Source organism: Agrobacterium sp. BT-220-3, from assembly GCF_025910175.1.
Taxonomy (GTDB): domain Bacteria; phylum Pseudomonadota; class Alphaproteobacteria; order Rhizobiales; family Rhizobiaceae; genus Agrobacterium; species Agrobacterium oryzihabitans.
In genome coordinates this window covers 93,186-116,961 of record NZ_JAPAIX010000010.1, presented here as the reverse complement: position 1 = coordinate 116,961, position 23,776 = coordinate 93,186, and the positions used below count along the sequence as shown (strand labels likewise).

The 23,776-nt window shown below is 60.0% G+C and carries 21 protein-coding genes; 7 read left to right on the top strand and 14 right to left on the bottom strand.

Annotated features, from left to right (window positions below):
* Nucleotides 1–2 precede the first annotated feature (2 nt).
* The 5 genes from OK142_RS20745 to OK142_RS20725 form a co-directional block, all read right to left on the bottom strand.
* Nucleotides 3–839 (bottom strand): carbohydrate ABC transporter permease, encoded by an 837-nt coding sequence (locus OK142_RS20745; protein ID WP_498684880.1) that lies wholly within the window; start codon nt 837–839, stop codon nt 3–5.
* Nucleotides 836–1,738 carry a carbohydrate ABC transporter permease gene (locus tag OK142_RS20740; protein WP_498684877.1) on the bottom strand — a complete coding sequence of 301 codons (903 nt, stop codon included), beginning with the start codon at nt 1,736–1,738 and terminating at the stop codon, nt 836–838. The genes OK142_RS20745 and OK142_RS20740 overlap by 4 nt, the downstream gene beginning before the upstream one ends.
* The gene (locus OK142_RS20735; RefSeq protein ID WP_498684875.1) at nt 1,722–2,921 is read right to left on the bottom strand and encodes an ABC transporter ATP-binding protein; all 1,200 of its coding nucleotides are present in this window, start codon (nt 2,919–2,921) and stop codon (nt 1,722–1,724) included. Before OK142_RS20735 ends, OK142_RS20740 begins: the two co-directional genes overlap by 17 nt.
* A gap of 166 nt (nt 2,922–3,087) precedes the next feature.
* Nucleotides 3,088–3,912, bottom strand: a complete 825-nt coding sequence (locus tag OK142_RS20730) for a MurR/RpiR family transcriptional regulator (protein WP_313609637.1) — start codon at nt 3,910–3,912, stop codon at nt 3,088–3,090.
* A 154-nt stretch (nt 3,913–4,066) separates the two neighbouring features.
* Entirely contained in the window at nt 4,067–4,222 is a 156-nt protein-coding gene (locus OK142_RS20725; protein ID WP_003495420.1) for a hypothetical protein, read from the bottom strand.
* Nucleotides 4,223–4,458: 236 nt separating this feature from the next.
* On the opposite strand from OK142_RS20725, the gene OK142_RS20720 reads away from it, so the two are divergent.
* From OK142_RS20720 to OK142_RS20710, 3 genes are read left to right on the top strand one after another with little or no spacing between them, the layout of a single operon-like run.
* Nucleotides 4,459–5,760, top strand: coding sequence for an efflux RND transporter periplasmic adaptor subunit (locus tag OK142_RS20720; RefSeq protein ID WP_498684873.1), 1,302 nt, complete (start codon nt 4,459–4,461; stop codon nt 5,758–5,760).
* A gap of 14 nt (nt 5,761–5,774) precedes the next feature.
* The gene (locus OK142_RS20715; protein ID WP_498684871.1) at nt 5,775–6,494 is read left to right on the top strand and encodes an ABC transporter ATP-binding protein; all 720 of its coding nucleotides are present in this window, start codon (nt 5,775–5,777) and stop codon (nt 6,492–6,494) included.
* Nucleotides 6,484–7,692, top strand: coding sequence for an ABC transporter permease (locus tag OK142_RS20710; protein WP_082182509.1), 1,209 nt, complete (start codon nt 6,484–6,486; stop codon nt 7,690–7,692). The genes OK142_RS20715 and OK142_RS20710 overlap by 11 nt, the downstream gene beginning before the upstream one ends.
* A 191-nt stretch (nt 7,693–7,883) precedes the next feature.
* On the opposite strand, the gene sufA is transcribed toward OK142_RS20710, so the two are convergent.
* The 7 genes from sufA to OK142_RS20675 form a co-directional block, all read right to left on the bottom strand.
* The gene (sufA, locus tag OK142_RS20705; protein ID WP_498684869.1) at nt 7,884–8,273 is read right to left on the bottom strand and encodes a Fe-S cluster assembly scaffold SufA; all 390 of its coding nucleotides are present in this window, start codon (nt 8,271–8,273) and stop codon (nt 7,884–7,886) included.
* 104 nt (nt 8,274–8,377) lie between these two features.
* Nucleotides 8,378–8,761 carry an SUF system Fe-S cluster assembly protein gene (locus OK142_RS20700; RefSeq protein ID WP_003495414.1) on the bottom strand — a complete coding sequence of 128 codons (384 nt, stop codon included), beginning with the start codon at nt 8,759–8,761 and terminating at the stop codon, nt 8,378–8,380.
* 38 nt (nt 8,762–8,799) lie between these two features.
* Nucleotides 8,800–10,050 carry a cysteine desulfurase gene (locus OK142_RS20695; protein WP_080834821.1) on the bottom strand — a complete coding sequence of 417 codons (1,251 nt, stop codon included), beginning with the start codon at nt 10,048–10,050 and terminating at the stop codon, nt 8,800–8,802.
* Nucleotides 10,043–11,314 (bottom strand): Fe-S cluster assembly protein SufD, encoded by a 1,272-nt coding sequence (gene sufD, locus OK142_RS20690; protein ID WP_498684866.1) that lies wholly within the window; start codon nt 11,312–11,314, stop codon nt 10,043–10,045. Before sufD ends, OK142_RS20695 begins: the two co-directional genes overlap by 8 nt.
* Nucleotides 11,315–11,336: 22 nt before the next feature.
* Entirely contained in the window at nt 11,337–12,092 is a 756-nt protein-coding gene (gene sufC / locus OK142_RS20685) for a Fe-S cluster assembly ATPase SufC (protein WP_035242775.1), read from the bottom strand.
* Nucleotides 12,093–12,273: 181 nt separating this feature from the next.
* Nucleotides 12,274–13,743, bottom strand: coding sequence for a Fe-S cluster assembly protein SufB (gene sufB, locus OK142_RS20680; RefSeq protein ID WP_035242383.1), 1,470 nt, complete (start codon nt 13,741–13,743; stop codon nt 12,274–12,276).
* A gap of 197 nt (nt 13,744–13,940) precedes the next feature.
* Complete coding sequence (locus OK142_RS20675; RefSeq protein WP_498684864.1) at nt 13,941–15,110, bottom strand: cysteine desulfurase family protein; 1,170 nt, start codon at nt 15,108–15,110, stop codon at nt 13,941–13,943.
* Nucleotides 15,111–15,320: 210 nt separating this feature from the next.
* Here OK142_RS20675 and OK142_RS20670 point away from each other — a divergent pair, with 210 nt between their 5' ends.
* Complete coding sequence (locus OK142_RS20670) at nt 15,321–15,998, top strand: alpha/beta hydrolase (RefSeq protein ID WP_003495402.1); 678 nt, start codon at nt 15,321–15,323, stop codon at nt 15,996–15,998.
* Nucleotides 15,999–16,229: 231 nt separating this feature from the next.
* On the opposite strand, the gene OK142_RS20665 is transcribed toward OK142_RS20670, so the two are convergent.
* Nucleotides 16,230–17,354, bottom strand: a complete 1,125-nt coding sequence (locus OK142_RS20665; RefSeq protein WP_498684863.1) for an anhydro-N-acetylmuramic acid kinase — start codon at nt 17,352–17,354, stop codon at nt 16,230–16,232.
* 150 nt (nt 17,355–17,504) lie between these two features.
* On the opposite strand from OK142_RS20665, the gene tyrS reads away from it, so the two are divergent.
* Nucleotides 17,505–18,758 (top strand): tyrosine--tRNA ligase, encoded by a 1,254-nt coding sequence (tyrS, locus tag OK142_RS20660; protein ID WP_498684861.1) that lies wholly within the window; start codon nt 17,505–17,507, stop codon nt 18,756–18,758.
* A 187-nt stretch (nt 18,759–18,945) separates the two neighbouring features.
* On the opposite strand, the gene OK142_RS20655 is transcribed toward tyrS, so the two are convergent.
* On the bottom strand, nt 18,946–22,329 hold the full coding sequence (locus tag OK142_RS20655; protein ID WP_498684859.1) for a YhdP family protein: 3,384 nt from the start codon (nt 22,327–22,329) through the stop codon (nt 18,946–18,948).
* 119 nt (nt 22,330–22,448) lie between these two features.
* On the opposite strand from OK142_RS20655, the gene OK142_RS20650 reads away from it, so the two are divergent.
* Nucleotides 22,449–22,916 (top strand): peroxiredoxin, encoded by a 468-nt coding sequence (locus OK142_RS20650; protein WP_082182516.1) that lies wholly within the window; start codon nt 22,449–22,451, stop codon nt 22,914–22,916.
* 13 nt (nt 22,917–22,929) lie between these two features.
* Nucleotides 22,930–23,757, top strand: a complete 828-nt coding sequence (locus tag OK142_RS20645; RefSeq protein WP_498684855.1) for a ferritin-like domain-containing protein — start codon at nt 22,930–22,932, stop codon at nt 23,755–23,757.
* Nucleotides 23,758–23,776: the final 19 nt, after the last annotated feature.

Below are 23,776 nucleotides of genomic sequence, written 5' to 3'. Positions count from 1 at the left end.
TCTCATTTCACTCCGCTCATGGTTACGCCCTGGACGAAGCGTCGTTGCGATGCCAAAAACACCAGTATGAGCGGGGCGGTAACAAGCGTGGCGCTGGCCATGAGCGCGCCGAAATTGTCGCCACCCTCCTGACCTTTGAAAAACAATATGCCGAGCGTCGGCGGAGCCAGCTCGGCCGACCTGATGACGATCATCGGCCAATAAAGATCGTTCCAGTGAAAGCTGACGGAAAATACCGCGAAGGCCGCAATGGCGGGCAGCATGGCTGGCAGGACGACGCGGGCGACAATTTCGATTTCCGTCATGCCGTCAAGTCGCGCTGCTGCGAGAATATCGTCGGGAAAGGATTTGATGAACTGGCGAAACAGGAGGATTGCGAAAGCCGAGGTGAGATAGGGCAGCATCATGGCAAAGTAACTGTCCAGCAGCCCGAATTCGGCAAGCGTCAGGAAGATCGGCAAGGCGGGCACCTGAGCGGGCACGGCCAGCGTCACAAGCACCAGGGCGAACATGAACCGCGCTCCCCGAAACTCATATTTCGCAAGCGCGAAGGCACAGGTAACGGTGGTCAATATTTGAAAGAACAGGATGCCGCCACAGACGATGATGCCATTGACCATGAAGCGCAGCAACGGCGTCTCGAACAGCGCGCGACCATAATTGTCGGACAGCGCCTGAATGGGCGTGATCGGATCAGCCACCGCCCCAAAAATTTCGCCGCTTGACCGCAACGACGCCTGCACCATCCACAGGAAGGGAAAGGCGATGACGAAGGCGCCGCTCAGCAGGACGATGTGCGCTGTCACGGAATTGAACAGGGAGCGTGACATGAGCTTCATCGGTAGTGCGCTCTCTTATCCAGCAGGAAAACCTGCACAATGGAAAAGGCGGCAAGCAGGGCGAGGAAAACCACCGTCAGGGCGCTGCCATAACCGATCTTCAGGGCCTCGAAGGTCTCGCTGTAGACTTTATAGAGCAGCATGTCGGTCGCGCCGTTCGGTCCCCCGCGCGTCAGCACTGCAACCGTATCGAACACCTGGAAGGCCTGGATCGAACTGAGCACCACAACGACAATGGTGGTCGGTGAAAGCAGCGGCCAGACGACATAACGCAGCCGGTCGAAAAAGCCGTCGACGCCGTCGAGCCGGGAGGCTTCCTGTAACTCCTTGGATACGGTCGCCAGACCGGCGAGAAAGAGAACCAGATTGAAGCCGACGAGATGCCAGATACCAATGATCGCCAGACCGAAGAGAGCATAGTCGGCATTCGCGAAGAAATCGATCGGCGTCAACCCGACCGATGCCATCAGTTGCGCGAGCGGGCCGATGCGCCCGTTCAGAAGGAAACTCCACACGATGGACATTGCCGTGAGCGTACCGGTCACGGGCAGAAAATAGATGATTTCGTAAAAGCGGCGCGTCGTCGTCCGTCCATGAACCAGCAAAGCGAGGACGAGTGCCAGCACTACCGAGCCGGGCACGACGATCGCGGTGTAGATGGCGCTGTTGTTGAGCGCCCGCCAGAAATAGGGATCCTGCAACAGCTGCGCATAGTGGCTGAGACCGATGAAACGCACTGCAACGCTTCCCAGTTCGTAGTCGGTGAAGCTCAGGGCAAAGACCGTCAGCACCGGCAGAATCGTCGTCGCCGTCAGAAGAAAGAAGGCCGGACCCGCGAATAGATAGGCAAGGGCCGCAAACCCCGGTCCGCTGGCGGAGACCCTAACGGAAAGCAGCATGTGAGCCTCCCGCCGCAACGCCCGCATCCACGATCCCGGCGTCGATCCGCACTCCCAGGCTGTCGAACAGCAGCGCATCCGCACACGTGATGCGCAGCCATGCCATCTCACCGGGCCTGTTGTATTTTGGCTGTGTGTTGAAAGTTTCGGCACGAAGCTGCACCCGCACCGGACCTGAACCGAGCCGCGCTCCATCCAGTCGCAGGATCACTTCCGCGCCGAGACGCTCCGTCCTGACGACGGGAAGTGCAAAATGCGCCCCGCCACCCTCAGCCGACACAAGCTCGATCGATTCCGGGCGCACACCGAGACGGTAGCTTCCGTTACCGACGGACGGCGCGCGCAGACCCAACTGTACGCCTGCGGCAACGAGATCGCCCCTCTCCTCCACATCGACCGGCAGGATGTTGATCGGTGTCGTACCAATAAAACGGGCAACCGACAGGCGCGCCGGACGCCGGTAAATATCGTCCGGGGAACCGAACTGAACGATTCTCCCCTCGTCCATGATCGCAATACGATCGGAGAGCGCCATTGCTTCCGTCTGATCATGGGTCACGAAAATGAATGTAATACCGGTGCGGCGGTGCAGCTCGGAAATCTCGTCCCGCAGCTGCAGCCGCAACCGGGCATCCAGATTGGAGAGCGGTTCATCCATCAGAAAAACGGCGGGCTGGCGTACCATGGCCCGCCCAACCGCCACCCTTTGACGCTGGCCGCCGGAAAGTTGTGATGGCCGTCGCTCCAGAAAAGTGTCCAGTTCCAGCTGCGTGGCGACGGCCTGCACATCCTTCTCGATACCGCTCCAGATCGCCCTCGCCCCGCCGATATAACGGCCGATCAATGGCAGACGTTGCAAAAAGGAAAGCCGGCTCATCATCAGCGGAATGGCGATATTCTGCCGCACGCTCATATGCGGATAAAGCGCGTAGGACTGGAAGACCATGGCGACATCACGCATTTTCGGCGCAAGCCCGTTCAGCGGTACCGAACCGATACGAATCTCACCTGCATCCGGCGTGTCCAGCCCGGCGATGAGACGCAGAAGTGTGGATTTGCCGCATCCGGACGGCCCAAGCAGGGTCACAAACTCCCCTGACTCAACCTCAAGGCTCACGTCGCGCAATATCTCGACATTGCCGAAGCGTTTTCCCAAGCCGTTGATCGTGAGTTGCCGTCCCACAAATTTCTCCACCAAGAATGAATGCGTGAAAAACTCTAAAAAATGGAAACTACGGAGATTTTCTTCATGACCATGCAAAAAAATATCGCCCGTGAGGAGCGAATTTAGCTATGCAGCAGAACTAATCGATCGACATGACAGCAGCATGAAGCGTGAGGCTGGCCACTCAAATCCCTCGTCGTTCCAGCATCTCGTCGTCCAGCGCCTGGGCCAGCGCTTCGACCACGACGACGAAAGGCGCTATATAGCGGATCGATCCCTCCATGGGCCAGGGCCCGGGCAGATGAAACGGCAGGACGTGGTCGGCAATGTCGGCAAGTGGTCCTTTTTCCCGCGCGGTGATCGCCACGGTTTTCGCGCCCGCCTCCTGCGCCGCCTTCATAAAATCCAGCGTATCGGCTGTAATGCCCGAAAGCGAAACGGCAAAAGCCATGCCGTTCGCGGGCAGTTTCTGTGCCGCAATATAGGCCAGGCGACTGTCGGTCACACAGAAGACGGGAACACCCAATCGCAGCAGCCGGTATTCCAGCAGCGAGGCACATATCTGCGAAACGCCGCCGCCAAACACCACCGCCCGCGGCGTCGCCGAAATGGCGCGAGCCAGAGTCGCCATGTCGGCGGCATCGACAAGCTCGGCGGTTTTTTGAATGGACAATTGCAAAGACGAATTCAGGCGTTCGATCCCCAGGTCGGCATTTGCCTTGGCTTGCCCAGAAACGAAGTTGCGTTCCGTTGCAATATCATCGACGAGGGCAAGCTTTATATCGCGAAAGCCGTGAAAACCCAGAAGCCGACAAAACCGGATGATCGTTGCCTGCCCGGTGTTTGTCGCCTCCCCCAGCTCGACGATCGTCTGGTTGATAACTCGTTCCGGATAGAGTGACACATAGCGGCCGATGCGCGCCACCGCACCGGACATATCATCGATCCGCCTGGCAATAAGATCAGCAACGCTATTTTTCCCGCTGAGGGTCTTGCGGTATTCTTTCAACGATCTGCTTTCGGTTTGCGCCGGCAAGGCCGGCAGGGCGGCAGCCCCCGTGTGGAAACTCGGGCAAGGAAATTTCTCTCACATCTGTGCGGCATGCCGCCTTGTCCGATCTCAACCAATAGAACACAGGCCGCGTTCTTTGCTTTGCGAAGCCTTACCCCTGCCCGAACAACGTGAAGTACCCCCACGCGGCCGCGAAGAACAAGATCACGGCGGCAATCGTCAGGGCTTTTTTCGCTTTCGGCCCCAGCGGTTCGCGCGGTTTTTTCGGCGGCACCGGTTTGCGGAACTTCACCACATTGTCGTTCATTCTATCATCGTCCTGCATGTCGCTGCTGAAACCGGTGCCACATCAATGGCATCGGCATTTCCGGATTTATCTCTACCAGACCAGAGCTATCATAAATATTACCAAGTTTTCACTTCCCCCTTTGGGCAAGCTATGTCACTTCCCACAATCAGAGGAATACAAACAGCGACAGACGGACCGGAAAACAGGGTTGGCGACAATCCCCTGTGGTATTTTGAATTTTGCGGGTGACAAGAATGAATGACGCCAACAGCAATGGCCGTGACACGGAAAACAGCCAGCCCGATCTGCGGGAGATTCTGGGTACGAACAGGTCAGGCAGGAAGAAGAAGTCGCGCCGCTATCTCTATGTCGCAGCTGCCATCGTGCTGATCGGCGGCGGCCTTGGCTATTACTACCAGTCGCGTGCCGCAGGCGTCGCCTATAATTACGTCACGGAAGCGGCGAAACAGGGCGACCTTTCCGTCATCGTCACCTCAACCGGTTCCGTTCAGCCGACGGATCAGGTCGATATATCGAGCGAATTGTCCGGCACGGTGCGCAAGGTCAACGTCACCTATAATAGCCTGGTCAAATCAGGCGATATCCTTGCCGAACTCGACACCAACAAGCTGGAAGCCGACGTGCAGAGCGCCCGCGCCAAGCTTGCCTCCGCCAAGGCCAATGTGCTGAAAGCACGCGCCGATCTCGGCTCGGCAAAGACATCCATGGAGCGCCTGCGGTCCCTCGTGCAGAGCCGGGTGTCCAGCCAGCAGGATCTGGACGCCGCGCAGTTCAGCCACGATGCTGCCGCGGCCACGCTTGAAGTCAACGAGGCCACCGTGCTTTCGGCGGAAGCGGATCTGAGGCTTGCCGAGGTCAATCTCGGCAAGGCCAAGATCGTCTCGCCCATCGATGGCGTCATCCTCACCCGCAGCGTCGATCCCGGCGCCACCGTCGCTTCGTCGCTCAACGCCCCGGTGCTGTTCACCATTGCCGGTGATCTGCGCCATATGGAATTGCAGGTCTCGGTGGATGAGGCGGATGTCGGCAAGGTCGAAACCGGCCAGAAGGCCAATTTTAACGTGGATGCCTATCCCGACCGCAGTTTTCCGGCCGAGATCGAGACCGTGCGCTTTGCCTCCGAAACCGTATCCAACGTGGTGACCTACAAGGGCATATTGACCGTCGACAATGAGGAGTTGCTGCTGCGCCCGGGCATGACGGCGACCGCCAATATCATCGTCGAGGAAATCAAGGATGCCCTGCTGGTGCCGAATTCCGCGCTTCGTTATACGCCGCCGCGCGAATCCGCCTCCCGTGGCGGCGGGCTGATGAGCCTGTTCCGCCCGCCGCGCATGGGCCGCTCGCAGAACCGCGGCGACGCCGGCCCGGCGGCAACGGCCAAAAGAACGGTCTGGGTGCTGCGCAACAACAATCCGGTCTCCGTCGCCATCGAAACCGGTTCCACCGACGGCCAGCATACCGTGGTAAAATCGGGCGAGTTGAAAGCCGATGACCAGGTGATTACCGACGCAACGGCCCGCAACGCGGGCTGACGGAGGACAAGCCCATGCAACAGCCGCCGCTCATCGAATTCCGCAATGTCGTCAAGCAATATGGCCGCGGCGAAGCGACGATCCGCGCGCTTGACGGCGTCAGCCTCTCGATCCGCGAAAAGGAATTCGTCGCCATCATGGGACCATCGGGCTCGGGCAAATCCACGTCGATGAACATTATCGGTTGTCTGGATGTGCCCACAGCTGGCGAATATCTGTTTCAGGGCGTGCCAACCAGCGGCTTCGACAATGAACATCTGACGCTGCTGCGCCGGCACATGCTCGGCTTCGTCTTTCAGGGCTTCAATCTGCTGTCACGCACCTCGGCGGTGGAAAATGTCGAGCTGCCGCTAGTCTATCGTGGCATGAAGGCCTCGGAGCGGCGCGCTCGCGCCATGGAGGCGCTGGCACAGGTGGGTCTGAAAGGCCGCGAGGATCACACCACGCAGGAGCTTTCCGGCGGCCAGCAGCAGCGTGTGGCCATTGCCCGCGCCATCGTCACCCGCCCTGCCCTGCTTCTCGCCGACGAGCCGACCGGCAATCTCGATACGAAAACCAGCGCCGAGATCATGGATCTTATCACCTCCCTTAACCGCGACAGGGGCATCACCGTCGTCATGGTCACCCATGAAGAGGATATCGCCGCCCATGCCGGGCGTCTCCTGCGTTTCGTCGATGGCCATCTTGCCTCCGACAGCGCAACGGACAAGAAGGAGAACGCCGATGTTCTTTGAAACGTCGCGTCTTGCGCTGCGCGCCATCAGCCGCAACCTGCTGCGCTCCTTTCTCACCGTGCTTGGTGTCGTCATCGGTGTGGCCGCCGTCATCGCCATGGTCACCATCGGCAACGGCACGACGGAACAGGTAAAATCGGAACTGTCGCGGCTCGGCACCAACATGCTGTTCGTGCGCCCCGGACAGTTCGGGCCCGGCCGTGCCAGCACCGAGGCCAAGCGCTTCGATGATCGCGATGTCGAGGCTATTCGCAACCAGATCAGCGGCGTGCGTGCCGTCGCGCCGCAGAACCGCAGCTCGGCCGCCACAGTCATTTTCGGCGGCAAGAACCACCAGACAAGCGTTATCGGCACCACCAACGACTATCTGATCGCGCAGGACTGGACCATTGCGCTCGGGCGCGATTTCCAGCCGGCCGAAGATCGCGGCGGCCAGATCGGCTGCATCATCGGCGAAACGGTGCGGCAGGAACTGTTCGGTGCAGAGAACCCGGTGGGGCAGACGATCCGCGTCAGCAACATCTCCTGCCCCGTCATCGGTGTGCTGGGCAGAAAAGGCCAGTCCGGCCTCGGCGACGATCAGGACGACACGGTCATCATGCCGCTGAAAATCCATCAGCGACGCATCGGCGGCACCACCACCATTTCCTCGATCATGGTTTCGGCGCAGGACGGCGTTTCGACTGCCAAGGTGCAGAGCGACCTGCAGAACCTGCTGCGCGAGCGCCGCCGCATCGGTATCGGCCGCGAGGACGATTTCACCGTCAACGACATGACACAGATCGCCTCGGCCATGACCGGCACGACGACACTGCTGACCGGGCTTTTAGGCGCAGTCGCAGCCGTCAGCCTGCTGGTTGGCGGCATCGGCATCATGAACATCATGCTGGTCTCGGTGACGGAACGCACCCGCGAGATCGGCATTCGTCTCGCCATCGGTGCGCTGGAGAAGCAGGTCCTGACGCAGTTTCTGGTGGAAGCTGTGATGCTCTCCGCCTTCGGCGGCATCGTCGGCATCCTGACCGGCCTTGGTCTGGCTTACGGCGTGGTCAGTTTCCTCAACGTGCCCTTCGTCACCAGCCCGTCGATCATCTTCCTCGCCTTTGCCTTCTCGGCAGCCATCGGGGTGATTTTCGGCTATTTCCCGGCGCGACGGGCGGCAAGTTTGAGCCCGATCGAGGCGCTGAGGCACGAGTAAGGGGTGGGATTTGGAGCGGCAGTCGATGCGCTCAAGACGAGAGTATGAACTCTCCACCGTCATCCTCGGGCTTGACCCGAGGATCCACGCAGACCTCCCTCAATTTTGCGAGTGTGGGTCCTCGGGTCAAGCCCGAGGATGACGTCGAGGGTGTGAAGACGCTGCGTCAAATAACCCGACAGTGCATCACATCAAACGTTGGCCTCTGCCTCACGCTGCTTCGCCAGCGCCGCCAGATCGGCAGGCTTCAATTCCACTGATTCACCGCAGCCGCAGGCGGATGTCTGGTTCGGATTGTTGAAGGTGAAACCGGAACGCATCTTGGTCACTTCGAAATCCATCTGGGTGCCGAGCAGATAAAGCACGGCGGAGGGCTGAACCCAGACCTTTGCGCCTTCGAATTCGACCAGATCGTCCTTCGCATCCGCTTCGGTCACGAGGTCGATGGTATATTCCATGCCTGCGCAGCCGCCCTTCTTGATGCCGATGCGCACGCCTTTGGCGTCCGGTCCGGAATTTTCGACGATTGCTTTAACGCGCGAGGCGGCAGCCCCTGTCATGGTCATGATCGCAAAGCCCATCGGCTCATTCTCCTTCGACAATCGAGTTCAAGGCTCGATGCTTATGGATTTCAATTTAGTAGCGCCTGAGAGTGTCATCAAGGGATGACATCAGTCAAATCACGTCAGTACCAGCCGACAGCGACCTGTGCTTCTTCCGACATGCGGTCCGGCGTCCACGGCGGATCGAAGGTCATTTCGACCACGACACCGGAAACACCCTCGACGGCGCCGACCGCATTTTCCACCCAGCCCGGCATTTCACCGGCCACCGGGCAACCGGGCGCCGTCAGCGTCATGACGATCTTGACCATCCGGTCATCCTCGATGTCGATCTTGTAGACGAGACCGAGTTCGAAAATATCGGCCGGAATTTCCGGGTCGTAGACGGTCTTCAACGCCGCGATCACGTCATCGCTGAGGCGCGCCAGTTCGTCAGGCGGGATAGACGACGGCTTTGCCGCGTCTTCGGTCGTATCCTGGGTCTTTGCAGTGGCTTCGGCAGTCATGGTCTTAAACCTCAATCCTGATCTCTCAAATCCCGATATCAGGCGAAAAATTTGCGCGCATATTCCAGCGCCTCGACAAGAGAGTCTACTTCGGCGCGGGTATTGTAAAGGCCGAACGATGCCCGGCATGTGGAGGTGACGCCAAAGCGTTTCAAGAGCGGCATGGCGCAATGGGTGCCCGCACGTACCGCAACGCCGCGCCGGTCGATCACCATCGAAACATCATGGGCGTGAATGCCTTCAAGCTCGAAGGAGAAGATGCCGCCCTTGTCCGGCGCATTGCCGATGATGCGCAGCGAATTGATCTCTCGCAACCGCTCGGCAGCGTAAGCGGCAAGATCGGCCTCATGCGCGGCAATCGCAGCGCGGCCGAGATTGTCCATGTAATCCAGCGCGTAACCAAGGCCGATGGCCTGCACGATGGGCGGCGTGCCGGCTTCGAAACGGTGCGGCGGCTCGTTATAGGTCACATTGTCTTCGGTAACGTCGAGGATCATCTCCCCGCCACCCTGGAACGGCCGCATCTCGCGCAAGCGGTCAGCCTTGCCATAGAGTACGCCGATGCCCGAGGGACCATAGAGCTTGTGGCCGGTCATCACATACCAGTCGCAATCGATATCGCGCACATCGACCGGCATGTGAACCGCGCCCTGCGAACCATCGATCAACACCGGAATGCCGCGCTCATGGGCGATGCGGCAGATTTCCTTGACTGGCACGATGGTGCCGAGCGCATTCGACATATGGGTGATGGCGACAAGCTTCGTGCGCTCCGTCAGGCTCTTTTCGAAAGCCTCGATGTGGAACGCGCCGTCATCATCAACAGGTACCCAGACGAGCTTTGCACCCTGCCGCTCGCGGATAAAATGCCACGGCACGATGTTGGAATGGTGCTCCATGATCGAAATGACGATCTCGTCGCCCTCGCCGATCTTCGGCATGCCGTAACCGTAAGCGACCGTGTTGATCGCTTCCGTTGAGGATTTGGTGAAGACGATTTCGTCCACCGAACCGGCATTCAGGAAACGGCGCACCTTTTCGCGCGCCGCCTCATAGGCGTCGGTTGCGGCATTGGAGAGGAAATGCAGGCCGCGATGCACATTGGCGTATTCGTTCGCATAAGCATGCGAAACGGCGTCGATCACCACCTGCGGTTTTTGAGCGGACGCGCCGTTGTCGAGATAGACCAGCGGCTTGCCATAGACCTCGCGCGACAGGATCGGGAAATCCTTGCGCACGGCTTCAATGTCATAAGGGGCCGCCAATGCGGCGCGTTCGCTCTCAGGCATGATGTTCCAGCCAGCCGGAGATGATCGTCTCCAGCGCCTCTACCAGATTTTCTTCTTCCAGTTCCTCGACGATCTCGGCGACGAAGGCGTTGACGAGCATCGCCCGTGCCTTCGCCCGCGGCACGCCGCGCGCCATCAGATAATAGAGATGATTGTCGCTGATATCGGCAACCGTCGCACCATGGCCGCACTGAACGTCGTCAGCGAAGATTTCCAGTTCCGGCTTTGCGGAGAATTCGCCATCGTCGGACATCAGCAGCGTATTGCACGCCATCTTCGCGTCGGTCTTCTGGGCATCGGGCGCCACCCGGATCATGCCCTGGAAAATGCCCTTGGCGCGGTCGAACACCACGTTGCGGAACACTTCCGTCGAGGTCGTGTTCGGCACGTTGTGGCCGAGAACCATCGTCACGTCGGTATGGGTTTCGCCACCCAGAAGGTTGACGCCGCGAACGATGAGGTCCGTGCCCTCGCCTTCCACATCGATGCGCAGTTCCTGACGCACCAGCTTGCCACCGGCATTGACGATGAACAGGCGAATCTTGGCGTCCGCGCCGATTTTCATGCGCAGCTGGCCAAGATGGATATCGGCCGCACCCTGTTGCTGCAGGATGATCCAGGTCACTTCCGCACCGTCTTCAACGACGATGTCGCTGACGGAGGAAACGAAGGCTGCATCCGAAGTCACCGAAAGGTGACGCTCGATGACGGTCGCCTTGGAACCCTTGCCGAAACGGACCGGGAAGCGGCTGTGAACCTGGCCTGCGCCATGGACCGCCTGCAATTCGATCGGCTTCTCGATCTCGGCATCGGCCGGGATCTCGAGCACCAGACCATCGCGCACGAAGCTGCCATTGATGCGGCCAATCGCGTCATCCTTGCTGGCTTCGGCAAGACCGGCAGCAGCGGAGCCATCGAGCAGGCTTTCGGCAAAACGCGAAACACGGACGTCCTCGATCTTGCCGATATCGGCCGTGCCATGCTGCACATAGGCGACCAGCGAACCGGCAACCGTTGGTGTCTGCTTTTCGATAACAGGCGCGGGCCGGTCTTCCGGAACGGCGCGCAGCAGGCTCTTCAGATCGGTATAGTGCCACGCCTCGATGCGGCGGGTCGGAAGACCACCGGTCTTCAGATCGTCGAACAGCACGTCACGCGCGGCAACAACAGCGCCGTCGCCCGGCAATTCGCTGAACTTGGCGGTGTAAGCGTCGACCAATGCGGTTTCCGCTGGCGTCAGCCGGTTGGTAGCTTGAATATTCATGGACATCACCTCCTGGCCCGACTTAGGCCGCTTCACCGATGATGTCGGCGTAACCATTGTTTTCCAGCTCCAGCGCCAGGGACTTGTCACCCGAGCGGATGATCTTGCCCTTGTAGAGAACGTGAACGCTGTCAGGCACGATGTAGTCGAGCAGGCGCTGATAGTGGGTGATGACGACTGTGGCGCGATCCGGCGACTTCAGCGCATTGACGCCGTCAGCCACGATCTTCAGGGCGTCGATATCGAGGCCGCTATCGGTTTCGTCGAGAACGCAGAGCTTCGGCTCGAGCAGCGCCATCTGCAGGATTTCGGCGCGCTTCTTTTCACCGCCGGAGAAGCCGACGTTCAGCGGACGCTTCAGCATTTCCATGTCGATCTTCAGGTCGCCAGCCGCTTCCTTGACGCGGCGGATGAAATCCGGCGTCGTCAGTTCGGACTCGCCGCGCGCCTTGCGCTGCTCGTTCATAGCGACCTTCAGGAACTGCATGGTGGCAACGCCGGGAATTTCGACCGGGTACTGGAAGGCAAGGAAAATGCCCTTGGCGGCGCGCTCGGCGGCGTCCAGCTCCAGAATGCTTTCGCCGTTATAGAGAATGTCACCGGAGGTGACTTCATAGTCTTCGCGGCCCGACAGGATGTAGGACAGCGTCGACTTGCCGGAACCGTTCGGGCCCATGATGGCCGCAACTTCACCGGCAGCAACCTTCAGGTTGAGGCCCTTGATGATCTCGGTTTCGGTGTCGGCGATCTTTGCGTGCAGGTCGATGATTTCAAGCATGGTTTTGTTCCTGTTCATGGTGCGGTTTCAAGGACCGCCTCGTAGACCCCTGAGGGGCCGTCTCAACTTTCACATCCGTCATCCTCGGGCTTGTCCCGAGGATCCAGTCGGTCGGTTATCTATGCTCAAGCAAAAGGCTGTGGATCCTCGGGTCAAGCCCGAGGATGACGCCGAGCAAGAATCAGCCGACCGAACCTTCCAGCGAAATGCCGATCAGCTTCTGCGCTTCAACCGCAAATTCCATCGGCAGCTGCTGGATGACATCCTTCACGAAGCCATTGACGATCAGTGCGATCGCCGACTCCTCGGGAATGCCGCGCTGCAGGCAGTAGAACAGCTGGTCTTCGGAAATCTTCGACGTCGTCGCCTCGTGCTCGAAATGAGCGGAGGAGTTCTTCGCCTCGATATAGGGCACGGTATGCGCGCCGCACTTGTCGCCGATCAGGAGCGAGTCGCACTGCGTGAAGTTGCGCGTGTTGGTCGCCTTGCGATGGGCCGAAACCTGGCCGCGATAGACGTTTTCCGAAAAGCCGGCAGCGATACCCTTGGCGATGATGCGGCTCGACGTGTTCTTGCCGAGATGGATCATCTTTGTGCCACTATCGATCTGCTGGTGACCGTTGGAAACGGCGATCGAATAGAATTCGCCACGGCTGTCGTCACCGCGCAGAATACAGGACGGATATTTCCAGGTGATGGCCGAGCCGGTTTCCACCTGCGTCCACGAAATCTTCGAACGGTCGCCACGGCAATCGCCACGCTTGGTCACGAAGTTGTAGATGCCGCCCTTGCCTTCCTTGTCGCCCGGATACCAGTTCTGGACGGTGGAATATTTGATTTCGGCATCATCAAGCGCCACGAGTTCAACCACGGCGGCATGAAGCTGGTTCTCGTCGCGCTGCGGTGCGGTGCAGCCTTCCAGATAGGAAACGTAGGCGCCCTCTTCAGCGATGATCAGCGTGCGCTCGAACTGGCCGGTGTTCTTTTCGTTGATGCGGAAATAGGTGGAAAGCTCCATCGGGCACCGCACGCCCTTCGGCACGAACACGAAGGAACCGTCGGTGAAGACGGCCGAGTTCAGCGTCGCATAGAAATTGTCCGTCGTCGGAACTACCGAACCGAGATATTTCTTCACCAGATCCGGATATTCGCGAACGGCTTCCGAAATCGACATGAAGATCACACCGGCTTTCGCCAGTTCCGCCTTGAACGTGGTGACGACGGAGACGCTGTCGAACACGGCATCCACGGCCACGCGGCGGTTTTCCACGCCGGCGAGGATTTCCTGTTCCTTCAGCGGAATGCCGAGCTTCTCGTAAACCTTCAGCAGCTCGGGATCGACATCCTCAAGCGACTTCGGGCCGGGCGTGCTTTTCGGTGCGGCATAATAATAGAGATCGTTGAAGTCGATCTTGGGATAGCTGACGCGCGCCCAGGTCGGCTCTTCCATCGTCAGCCAGCGCTTATAAGCCTCAAGACGCCATTCCAGCATCCATTCCGGCTCCTGCTTCTTGGCCGAGATGAAGCGGATCACCTCTTCCGAAAGGCCCTTGGGGGCCTTGTCGACTTCGATATTGGTTTCGAAGCCGTATTTATACTGGTCCACATCGATCTGGCGGACCTGATCGATCGTTTCCTGAACCGCTGCCATGTCGTTCTCCAATCTCGCCGGAGCAAAGGTCCGGTGGCTTGTCAACGTATCAAGGCGGAAAGCCGCCTTATCCATCTTCGGGCAATGTCACCGCGCCGTTAAGCGGAGCGGAGCTTATACCCATGTAAGTGCGGGATGGAGCTTTTCACACATCCCGGCAAGCGGAAAATTGCTATTCCGCAATTCTTTGCCGCATTTTACGCGGCCTGACCGGCCAGCTTGCGCCGCCCGGCAATTTTCATGAACGCCGCGAGCGTGCGCTCGATATCCGCCTCGGTCGTGGCGTGGCCAAGGGAAATCCTGAGTGCGCCAAGCTTGGGGTCGCGCCCCATCGCCGTCAGCACGTGGCTTTCCCCCACTTTGCCCGATGAGCAGGCCGAGCCGGCAGAGAGCGCGATGCCTTCGATATCGAAGGCGATCTGGCCCGTTTCCGCCTTAAGGCCCGGCAGGGTGAAAAACGTGGTATTGCCGACGCGGGCGACATCCTCGCCATGGATGATCACATCCGGCGCACTCGCCCGCATGCCGTCTTCCAACCGCGCGCGCAGAGCGGTAAGACGCGCCGCTTCAATCTCGATATTCCGGGTAGCCACAGCCGCAGCGGCACCGAAGCCGATGACCGACAGAGTATTTTCCGTGCCCGAACGATGCCCCTTCTCCTGCCCGCCGCCATGGATAAGCGGCTTCGGCATCATCACCTCGCCGCGCGAAACCAGCGCGCCAGCCCCCTTGGGGCCACCGAGCTTGTGGGACGAGATGACAAGAAAATCGGCATCAAGAGCATTGATATCGAGCGAGATACGACCTGCTGCCTGCACGGCGTCGACGACCATCAACCCACCCGCAGCATGCGCAAGCCGTGCGGCTTCCGCTACCGGCTGAACAATGCCTGTCTCGTTATTGACCAGCATGCAGGCAACCATCGGTAGGCCGACGGACGCATCATGCGAAGACAGAAGCACCTCAAGTGCGGCAAGATCGATGACGCCCGCTGACGTAACGGGAATTTCCGTAACGTCAGCCTTGGCGAAGCGGCCGCCTTCGCGAAAAGCGGGATGCTCTATAGCGGACACATAAAGACGGCCATAGCGCACGGGAGCGCGCCCCATCCTGAAATCCGGCGAAAGCACCAGATTGGCGGCTTCAGTCGCACCGCTGGTGAAGGTGACGTGAGACGCCGAAGCCCCGGCAAGTGCCGCAACCTCGCTGCGGGCGACCTCGACGGCAGCGCGCGCCGCACGCCCTTCCCGATGAACGGAAGACGGGTTGCCGGAAAGATCGAGCGCAGAGACGAGAACATCCCGCACGGCGGGCAAAAGCGGCGCCGTGGCGTTCCAATCCATATATGTGCGCGTCAAAACCGTCATAACGAGAGGCTTCGCCCAATCTTCAATGCGCCAAAACGCATTTTTCTTGAAATTACAGTTGCGCTTGCCTTATGACACGACCCGAGTGCTTAAGCACACGCAAAGTTTCGAATTATTCTAAACTGCGTTCTAGAAAAGATGACACAGTTCGTCAAGTCTTCTCATCGGAAGAATGCGGTTGGAGAATGAAAAAACACGACCGGAGTACCAATGCCCGAAGTCATCTTTAACGGCCCTGCGGGTCGCCTCGAAGGCCGTTATCAACCCTCCAAGGAAAAGAGCGCGCCGATAGCGATCATCCTTCATCCGCACCCGCAGTTCGGCGGCACGATGAACAACCAGATCGTCTATCAGCTCTTCTATCTTTTCCAGAAGCGCGGTTTCACGACGCTCCGGTTCAATTTCCGCTCCATCGGCCGCAGCCAGGGCGAGTTCGACCACGGCGCTGGCGAGCTTTCAGACGCCGCTTCCGCTCTCGACTGGGTGCAGAGCCTGCATCCCGATTCGAAAAGCTGCTGGGTTGCCGGTTATTCCTTCGGCGCCTGGATCGGCATGCAGCTTCTGATGCGCCGTCCGGAAATCGAAGGCTTCATGTCGATTGCGCCGCAGCCCAACACCTACGATTTCTCCTTCCTCGCACCCTGCCCCTCCTCCGGCCTCATCATCAATGGCGATGCCGACAAGGTTGCACCTGAAAAGGACGTCAACGGTCTGGTGGAAAAGCTGAAGACCCAGAAGGGCATCCTCATCACCCACCGCACGCTTCCCGGCGCCAACCACTTCTTCAACGGCAAGGTGGATGAGCTGATGGGCGAATGCGAGGACTATCTCGACCGTCGCCTCAACGGCGAACTGGTTCCGGAACCGGCGGCGAAGCGGATTCGGTGATTGCCGCGCATCTTCTACCCATGATCCCCGGCGGGTGCGGCTTACCCCCCTCTGCCCTGCCGGGCATCTCCCCCATAGGTGGGGAGATCGAATCGTGGTTACCTCCCGGCCTTCACTGACCTGGCAACTCAGACGAGGAGCAGGCGCCTGGCCGATCTCCCTCCTTGTGGGGGAGATGCCCGGCAGGGCAGAGGGGGGTAAGCCAAGCCCGCCGTCCTATACTATTGATCGTTATTCCGATCGCACCAAAACCCCACCCGTCACCGGCTCCTTCACCCCCGTCGTCCCCGGATAGGTCAGGGGCAAACCCTTCAGCGAGCGCACGGCCAGATAGGCCCAGGCCTCCGCCTCCATCGCTCCGCCATCGAAACCCGCCTCTTCCGCCGCGATCACCCGCGCTCCGGACTTTGCAGCAAGGCCCGCAAACTCCACCATGATCACCGGATTAAGCCGCCCGCCGCCACAGACCACATAGGTCTTCGCCGCTTCGGGCAGATAGCTCGCCGACTTCAGAATCGCCGCCCCCGTCAGATGCGCCAGCGTCCGCGCCCCATCCGCCAGCGAGACTTCCCCTTTTTTCGGCGGCACGAAATCGCTGCGGTCCAGCGACCGACGGATATTGGCCGAGAAGAACGGGCTTTCCATGTAGCGCTTCACAAGCGAGGCAACGACGGTGCCGCCCGCCGCCGTCCTGCCGCCCTTGTCGAAAGCTTTGCCGGTATGCGCCTCTATCCACTGGTCGATCAGCATATTGCCCGGCCCGCTGTCGAACGCCGCAAGCCGCCCGCCCTCGCCAATATAGGTCAGATTGGAGATACCGCCGATATTGACGAAGACGGCCGGCGTTTCGAACCCATCAGGCAGGTTGGCGGAAAGAGCCATGTGATAGGCCGGGATCAGCGGCGCACCCTGCCCGCCATGCACCATGTCGTTGGCGCGCATATCGTAAACCACATCGATACCGGTTTCCTCGGCCAGCAGTGCGCCGTCGCCGATCTGCACGGTCAGCGCCTCATCCGGCCGGTGCAGTACCGTCTGGCCGTGAAAACCGATCACGTCGACATCGCTGGCTTCAAGCCGGTGACGGTGGAGAAAGGATTTCACCGCCGCCGCATGGGCAAGCGTCAATTTGCGCTCGGCCTCAGCCAGATCGCCGGGGCGTTCACGCCGTTCGCGAATGGCTTTGGCGGTAACCAGCGCCTTCTGCCAGATGGCGCGCAGGCCCGGATCGTAAGGAAAATAACCACTCGGCCCGTGCCGGACCACGCTTTCGCCATCCGTGTGCAACAGGGCGATATCGATGCCGTCCATCGATGTCCCGCTCATCAGCCCGATCGCCGTTTTGACCTCGCCCACGCGCCGCTCCCTTTCAATATCGAATCATGCGGAGATGAATCGCCGTTATTCATGGCCGAAACGGGTGCACTTTTCAAAAAACAATGGTAAAGCCCCCCGCGTTCATTGACAGACAATGACGGCAAAGGTCCAACCAGAAAGAAAAAGGTTATGTCCAGGTTCAAGTCCGATTTCCTCCGCACGCTCGACGAGCGCGGCTTCATTCACCAGATCTCCGACGAGTCGGGTCTCGACGAACTGTTCGCCAAGGAAACCGTGACCGCCTATATCGGCTATGACCCGACGGCCTCCAGCCTGCATGTCGGCCACCTCACCCAGATCATGATGCTGCACTGGATGCAGAAGACCGGCCACCAGCCGATTTCGCTGATGGGCGGCGGCACCGGCATGGTCGGCGATCCATCCTTCAAGGAAGAGGCCCGCAAGCTGATGACGATCGACATGATCGAGGACAACATCACCTCGCTCAAGCACGTCTTCGCCAACTACCTCGATTACGATCGCGCGGAAAATCCGGCGCTGATGATCAACAATGCCGACTGGCTGCGTGGCCTCAACTATCTCGAGTTCCTGCGCGATGTCGGCCGCCACTTCTCGGTCAACCGCATGCTGTCCTTCGACAGCGTGAAGACGCGCCTCGACCGCGAGCAGTCGCTGTCCTTCCTCGAATTCAACTACATGATCCTGCAGGCCTACGACTTCGTGGAGCTGAACCAGCGCACCGGCTGCCGCCTGCAGATGGGCGGTTCCGACCAGTGGGGCAACATCATCAACGGCATCGACCTTGGTCACCGCATGGGGACACCGCAACTCTACGCGCTGACCTCGCCGCTTTTGACCACCTCCTCGGGTGCCAAGATGGGCAAGTCCGCTTCCGGTGCCGTATGGCTCAACAAGGACCTGCTGCCGGTCTATGATTTCTGGCAATACTGGCGCAACACGGAAGATGCGGACGTGGTTCGCTTTGCGAAACTCTTCACCACGCTGCCGATGGATGAGATCGCCCGTATCGCCGCGCTTGGGGGATCGGAAATCAACGAGGCGAAGAAGATTCTCGCGACCGAAGTGACCGCGATCTTGCATGGCCGCGCGGCGGCGGAAGAAGCGGCCGAAACCGCGCGCAAGACTTTCGAGGAAGGCGCGCTTGCTGAAAACCTGCCCTCCATCGAGGTTCCCGCCTCAGAACTCGAAGCCGGTGTCGGTGTCCTCTCGCTCATCGTCCGTGCCGGCCTTGCCGGCTCGAACGGCGAGGCCCGCCGCCATGTCCAGGGCGGTGCGGTGAAGATCAACGATCAGGGCGTCTCCGATGAGCGCCAGATGATCGGCACCGGTGAAGTGACCGGCGACGGCGTCATCAAGCTGTCGGTCGGCAAGAAGAAGCACGTTCTGGTTCGCCCGGTTTAAGGCAACGCAACGATGTTCTTCCGGGGGCCGCGAAAACGGCTCTCGGGAGTGACGATAAGAGGCAGCGATCCCTCCACCGTCATCCTCGGGCTTGACCCGAGGATCCACAATCCGACGCACCATGGATCCTCGGATCAAGTCTGAGGATGACGTCGGGTATGAGGCTCACTCGCTATATGAGGCTTTCTCACTGAAACTCAAAAATCTGCCGGAACACACCGGGCGCGATCAGCGAGAGGGGATTGATCGTCAGCTTCGGCTGATCTGTCTGGCCTGATAATTTGAAAGTGATGCCGAGCAGCCCCCGGTCGCGGCCGTTGCCGAGGAAGATGCCGATGAAGGGCAACTCGCCGAACAGCCGGTTCAGCCCATAGGCGGGCATGAAGGTGCCGGTCATGTCCATGCGGCCGCTCTGGTCTTTCAACAGCCCCTGGAAGGTTGCGCCGATCTGTTCGCCACGCACCACCCCGTTTTCCACCGCAACCGAGCCATTGACGTAAACAAGCCGGGCAAAACCGCGCTGGAATTTTTCCGAGCTGACATCGATATTGCGGCGCACCGCATTGTTGAGGCTCCTGCCATCCTCACCGGCGGGCGTGGCGACGATGTCCTGCAGCTTCGCTTCGTTGACGACGGAAAAATTGCGCAGGTCGAGCGAGCCGCTCCAGTCGCTGCCATTGGCAGTCGTCAGCGCAAGATTGAGCAGACCGCCGCGGATGCGGCTATAGATATTGGCGAAGCGGGCCAGAGATCCGGCATCGCTGCTGGTCAGCGTCACAGTCCCCGTCGCGCCGCGATTGGTGGTCTGCGCGACGACGGCCTGGCCATTGCCGGTGACACCGCGCACATCGACCGACCGAACCTTGCCGTCCCGCACGCTGACATCGGCACTGACATTGGCGAGGATTTCATCGTTGAAACCGTAGACCTTGTCGAACTGCGCCTTGACGGCAAGGGATGGCTGCGAGCGTGATGCGCCGTCGCCCCCGCTCGAAGGGCTGCGAAGCTTGGATATGAAGGGCCGGAGATCAGCGGATTTTCCCGAAGCATTGATATTATAGCCATTCTTCGAGGCGGCGACCGAAACGGCGTAATTATCGGCAGGCGACAGTTGCACGCGACTGAGATCGGCCGAGATCAACCCGTTCTTGCTGAAAGTAATGTCACCGGCAGCGCCGAAACCGTCACCGTCGAGGGAAAAATCGCTGATCGTGGTGCGGCCATCGGCGGCTTCCAGGGTGAAGGCGGCTTTTGCCGGAATGCCGATGCCCTTGCTCCAGCCGAGCCCCGGCAGGATGATCGACGCCTTGGCCAGATCAAGCCGGATGTTCTGACGTTTCGGATCCGCACCCTCGATTTCCACCACCGTCGTGCCGCCAAGAACGGTGGACAGCTCCGGCGCGAGCTTGGCGACATGCGTCTCGTTCAGGGTTGCCTTCAGCGACAGTGTCGGGGCAACGTCGCTGTTCTTGCGAACAGGCTCCGTCATCGCGATATCCATCGGCACGTCGTCCACACGGCCCTTGCCCTCAAGCCTGAGCTGGTGGTCGTTCAACGACATGAAACCGTCGAGCGCGGTCACCTTGTGTCCGGCGAACGGCTTTGTGAGCGACAGATTCTTGAGATCGAGATCGGCCGTCCATACCGGCGGCGGCGGGTTTTGGCTGGAGAGCAGCCCGATGGTCAGCTTCGCATTCGCCTTCACGTCACCGGTGAAGTCATCCGGCTTGAACTGCGTATCCTTGAGGGCATTGATGGGTTTCAGCGTAGCAAGTTCGGCAACCGCATCGGCCGCGCCTGCAACATTCAGTTCGAGGTTGCCGAGCAGCGGCTTGTCATAAACATCGGAGATGATGAAACGGCTGTTTTCCAGCGCCAGCGAGCGGTTGGACGGGAAATAGGATGTCGCCCGCTTGATATCGACACCCATCTGGCCGCCGACGAGATTGAAATGCGCATCGACATCGCGCAGCGGCGGAATATCGCCGGTGGTGTTAAGCCGCGTATCGTCAATATCGAAGCGGATCTGCATTTCGCTGTCGCCGAGCACCAGCGGGCAACCGGGACCGCACATCCGCCCCTGCGGAATGAAGACGGCGATCGAGCCGTTCGTGATCGTGCCGCCATAGAGATTGGAAACCACCCATTCCCGCGGTTTGTGCGCCATCCAGAACGGCCAGAGCTGCTTGACAGCCGTGGCTTCCATCTTGGGGATCTGCCCCGCGAAACTGATTTCCGGCGATCCTTCGCCGAACCGGATCTTCAACGATCCCGCCATGTCTCCAAGCGGGCCGCTGACATAGAGCGAGGGAACCTCAAGCTGCTTCGTGGCCGCAGTGAACTGCCCGTCCGCCTTCAGGCTGAAAGGTACGGGCTCCTCGCCCGAAGCTTCGGCGGAAGCCACCGCATTGTCGATCCGCAGCGAAAGACCGAAGCCCTCCTCGGTATCCCTGATCTCGCCAACAACCGGAACAACCGTCCGCCCCAGCTCCACCCGTGAATTTTCGATCAAAAGCGTGCTCTTTTGAAAATCGTAGCGCGCATTGACGGTGCCGGCGGTAAAGGGCTGGGCCTCGCCACCGATGAGAAGCGTTCCGTTGCCCATGCCGACCGAGACTTCCAGCCGCGGCTCATGCCCTTCCATGGCGCGGCGGGCCACGATGCTGACACCGGTCTTGACGTTCAGCCCCTCATGAAGATTGCCCTGCGGATCATATTTCTCCAGAAACGGACCGATATCGAAACCGTCGATCCGGGCCTGAAAGCCATCGATCGTACCGCCAGCCCCGGAGGTCTTCAGCGACACGCTGGCAATTTCCCCGTTAAACAACGTTTCGCCATCAAGCGAATATCCGCCCTGCTGGTCGGGCGTCAGCGACAGTTCCCGCACCTCGATGGTGCGCGGTTTGCCCAGTTCGCCGGGCGGCAGATGAACCGAAACGCTGGAAATGTCGATTTCCTCGGTCCCGCTGCTCAAGAAAGCCTGCGCGAGCTTGTCAAGCTGCCCGAAGGCCTCCTGCAATTGCTGCGGCACCGCATCGAGCTTGACACTGGACAGATCAAACCCGTTACCCTTGGGTAGCAGCGCGGTGTCGAGTTCCATGCCGTCGGCTTCAAGGCTTTGCACCGAGACACGACCTGCCAGAAGCGCAAGCGGATCGAGCGCCATGCCGATCGCCCGCGCCCGGCTCAGATGCTGGCCGGACTCCTTTTCGACGATATCGACATCCTGCGCCACCAGCGCCAGCCGCAGCCCGGTCGAGAACCGGATAGCCGACGAGCCTATCCGCGCGCTGTAGTGAGGGCCGAGCGCCCTTTCCAGCGCCTGCTGCGCCTGGCTGGAAAGGGTCTTGTCAATCGATCCGGTCTCGACGGAGACGATGATGCCGCCGATCGACAGAAAGGCGAGCACGAAAAGCGCCGCGAAAATCTTGATGAAGGCGCGCGCCATGGAGCGCGGCGGCGGGCAATGCACGATGATGGGATCTTCCGCCTGCGCCGAAGGGAGATCGTGCAGCGCAACGATATCACGCTTGCCGAACGTAACCTTTTCACCCCGTATTTCAGCCATACGCCCGTGTTTGCCCCTGAATAGCTTTTGTTTCGCCCCAACACTGGACGACGCGCCGTTTCGCTATATATCGAATGTGGCGACTTTCACTCAACATCCCGGCGAAAGAAAGGTGGATTATGACAGACTTGACGATTGGCAGCCCGGCTCCGGATTTCACTTTGCCCCGTAACGGTGAAGGAACGGTGACATTGTCCGGCCTGCGAGGCAAGGCGGTCGTTCTCTATTTCTATCCGAAGGACGATACATCCGGCTGCACCGCCGAAGCGATCGACTTCAGCGCTCTTGGTGGAGAATTCGAGGCCGCCAACACGGTTGTCATCGGCATTTCCCCTGATAGCGTCAAAAGCCACGACAAGTTTGCCGCAAAACACGCGCTCAGCGTCATGCTTGCCTCCGACGAGGACAGGAAAGCTCTCGAGGCCTATGGCGTCTGGAAGGAAAAAAGCATGTATGGCAAAAAATACATGGGTGTCGAACGCACCACCTTCCTCGTCGCACCGGATGGCAAGATCGCGGAAATCTGGAACAAGGTGAAGGTTCCGGGCCACGCACAGGCCGTCCTTGAGGCAGCAGGCAAGCTCTGAGAGACGGCGCCTCGTGACGCCCCCTTTCAAAATCATCTCGCTGCGTGGCGGCGCCACCGAGGCGATCGCCAGCGACGATCTCGACCGAAAGACCGCATTGGCGCAGGAAACGGCGACGCGATGGTTTGAACGTCGCCTGTCGCTGCGCTCCCCGCTCGATCCGCCCTTGCCAGAACGTCCGGGCAGGCCGGAAAAGCCGGAACTCGTTCCGCCGACCGCCGTCGAGCGCCGCTCGCTTCACACCGTCAAGGGCCGCATAGCGCTCCTTCACGCCATCGCCCATATCGAGCTGAACGCCGTTGATCTCGCGCTCGACATCGTTGCCCGTTATGCCAGCGAGCCGGTGCCACATTCCTTTTTCGACGGGTGGATGCAGGTTGCCTTCGAGGAGGCGAAACATTTCCGGCTGGTGCGTGACCGGCTGCGAAGCCTGGGCGGGGATTATGGTGATCTGCCGGCCCATGACGGGCTCTGGCAGGCGGCCCATTCGACCCGCAACGACCTGACTGCGCGGCTCGCGGTCGTCCCTCTCATTCTTGAAGCCCGCGGGCTGGATGTGACGCCCTCCCTGCAGGCAAAGATGCGGGAAACCGGAGATATGGAAAGTGCCGCCGTTCTCGATGTCATCTACAATGATGAAAAGGGCCACGTCGCCATCGGCGCCAAATGGTTCCGGTTTCTGTGCGCGCGCGAAAAGAAGGACCCGGCAGCCACCTTCAAACAGCTGGTGCGCACCAATTTCCGCGGTCCGCTGAAGCCACCCTTCAACGATCTCGCCCGCGCCGAAGCCGGGCTGACACCAGCCTTTTATCGCTCGCTTACCGCCGTCAGCAACAGCTGACGCCGCTTTCCCGCCCTGA

Bases quoted from the DNA above. Each gene is read 5' to 3' on its own strand.
- OK142_RS20710 (WP_082182509.1), top strand. From the start codon at position 6,484: ATGTTCTTTGAAACGTCGCGTCTTGCGCTGCGCGCCATCAGCCGCAAC.
- OK142_RS20740 (WP_498684877.1), bottom strand. From the start codon at position 1,738: ATGCTGCTTTCCGTTAGGGTCTCCGCCAGCGGACCGGGGTTTGCGGCC.
- sufB (WP_035242383.1), bottom strand. From the start codon at position 13,743: ATGGCAGCGGTTCAGGAAACGATCGATCAGGTCCGCCAGATCGATGTG.
- OK142_RS20695 (WP_080834821.1), bottom strand. From the start codon at position 10,050: ATGCCTGAGAGCGAACGCGCCGCATTGGCGGCCCCTTATGACATTGAA.
- sufD (WP_498684866.1), bottom strand. From the start codon at position 11,314: ATGAATATTCAAGCTACCAACCGGCTGACGCCAGCGGAAACCGCATTG.
- OK142_RS20715 (WP_498684871.1), top strand. From the start codon at position 5,775: ATGCAACAGCCGCCGCTCATCGAATTCCGCAATGTCGTCAAGCAATAT.
- OK142_RS20700 (WP_003495414.1), bottom strand. From the start codon at position 8,761: ATGACTGCCGAAGCCACTGCAAAGACCCAGGATACGACCGAAGACGCG.
- OK142_RS20725 (WP_003495420.1), bottom strand. From the start codon at position 4,222: ATGAACGACAATGTGGTGAAGTTCCGCAAACCGGTGCCGCCGAAAAAA.
- OK142_RS20745 (WP_498684880.1), bottom strand. From the start codon at position 839: ATGAAGCTCATGTCACGCTCCCTGTTCAATTCCGTGACAGCGCACATC.
- tyrS (WP_498684861.1), top strand. From the start codon at position 17,505: ATGTCCAGGTTCAAGTCCGATTTCCTCCGCACGCTCGACGAGCGCGGC.
- OK142_RS20670 (WP_003495402.1), top strand. From the start codon at position 15,321: ATGCCCGAAGTCATCTTTAACGGCCCTGCGGGTCGCCTCGAAGGCCGT.
- OK142_RS20655 (WP_498684859.1), bottom strand. From the start codon at position 22,329: ATGGCTGAAATACGGGGTGAAAAGGTTACGTTCGGCAAGCGTGATATC.
- OK142_RS20675 (WP_498684864.1), bottom strand. From the start codon at position 15,110: ATGACGGTTTTGACGCGCACATATATGGATTGGAACGCCACGGCGCCG.
- sufA (WP_498684869.1), bottom strand. From the start codon at position 8,273: ATGGGCTTTGCGATCATGACCATGACAGGGGCTGCCGCCTCGCGCGTT.
- OK142_RS20650 (WP_082182516.1), top strand. From the start codon at position 22,449: ATGACAGACTTGACGATTGGCAGCCCGGCTCCGGATTTCACTTTGCCC.
- sufC (WP_035242775.1), bottom strand. From the start codon at position 12,092: ATGCTTGAAATCATCGACCTGCACGCAAAGATCGCCGACACCGAAACC.
- OK142_RS20720 (WP_498684873.1), top strand. From the start codon at position 4,459: ATGAATGACGCCAACAGCAATGGCCGTGACACGGAAAACAGCCAGCCC.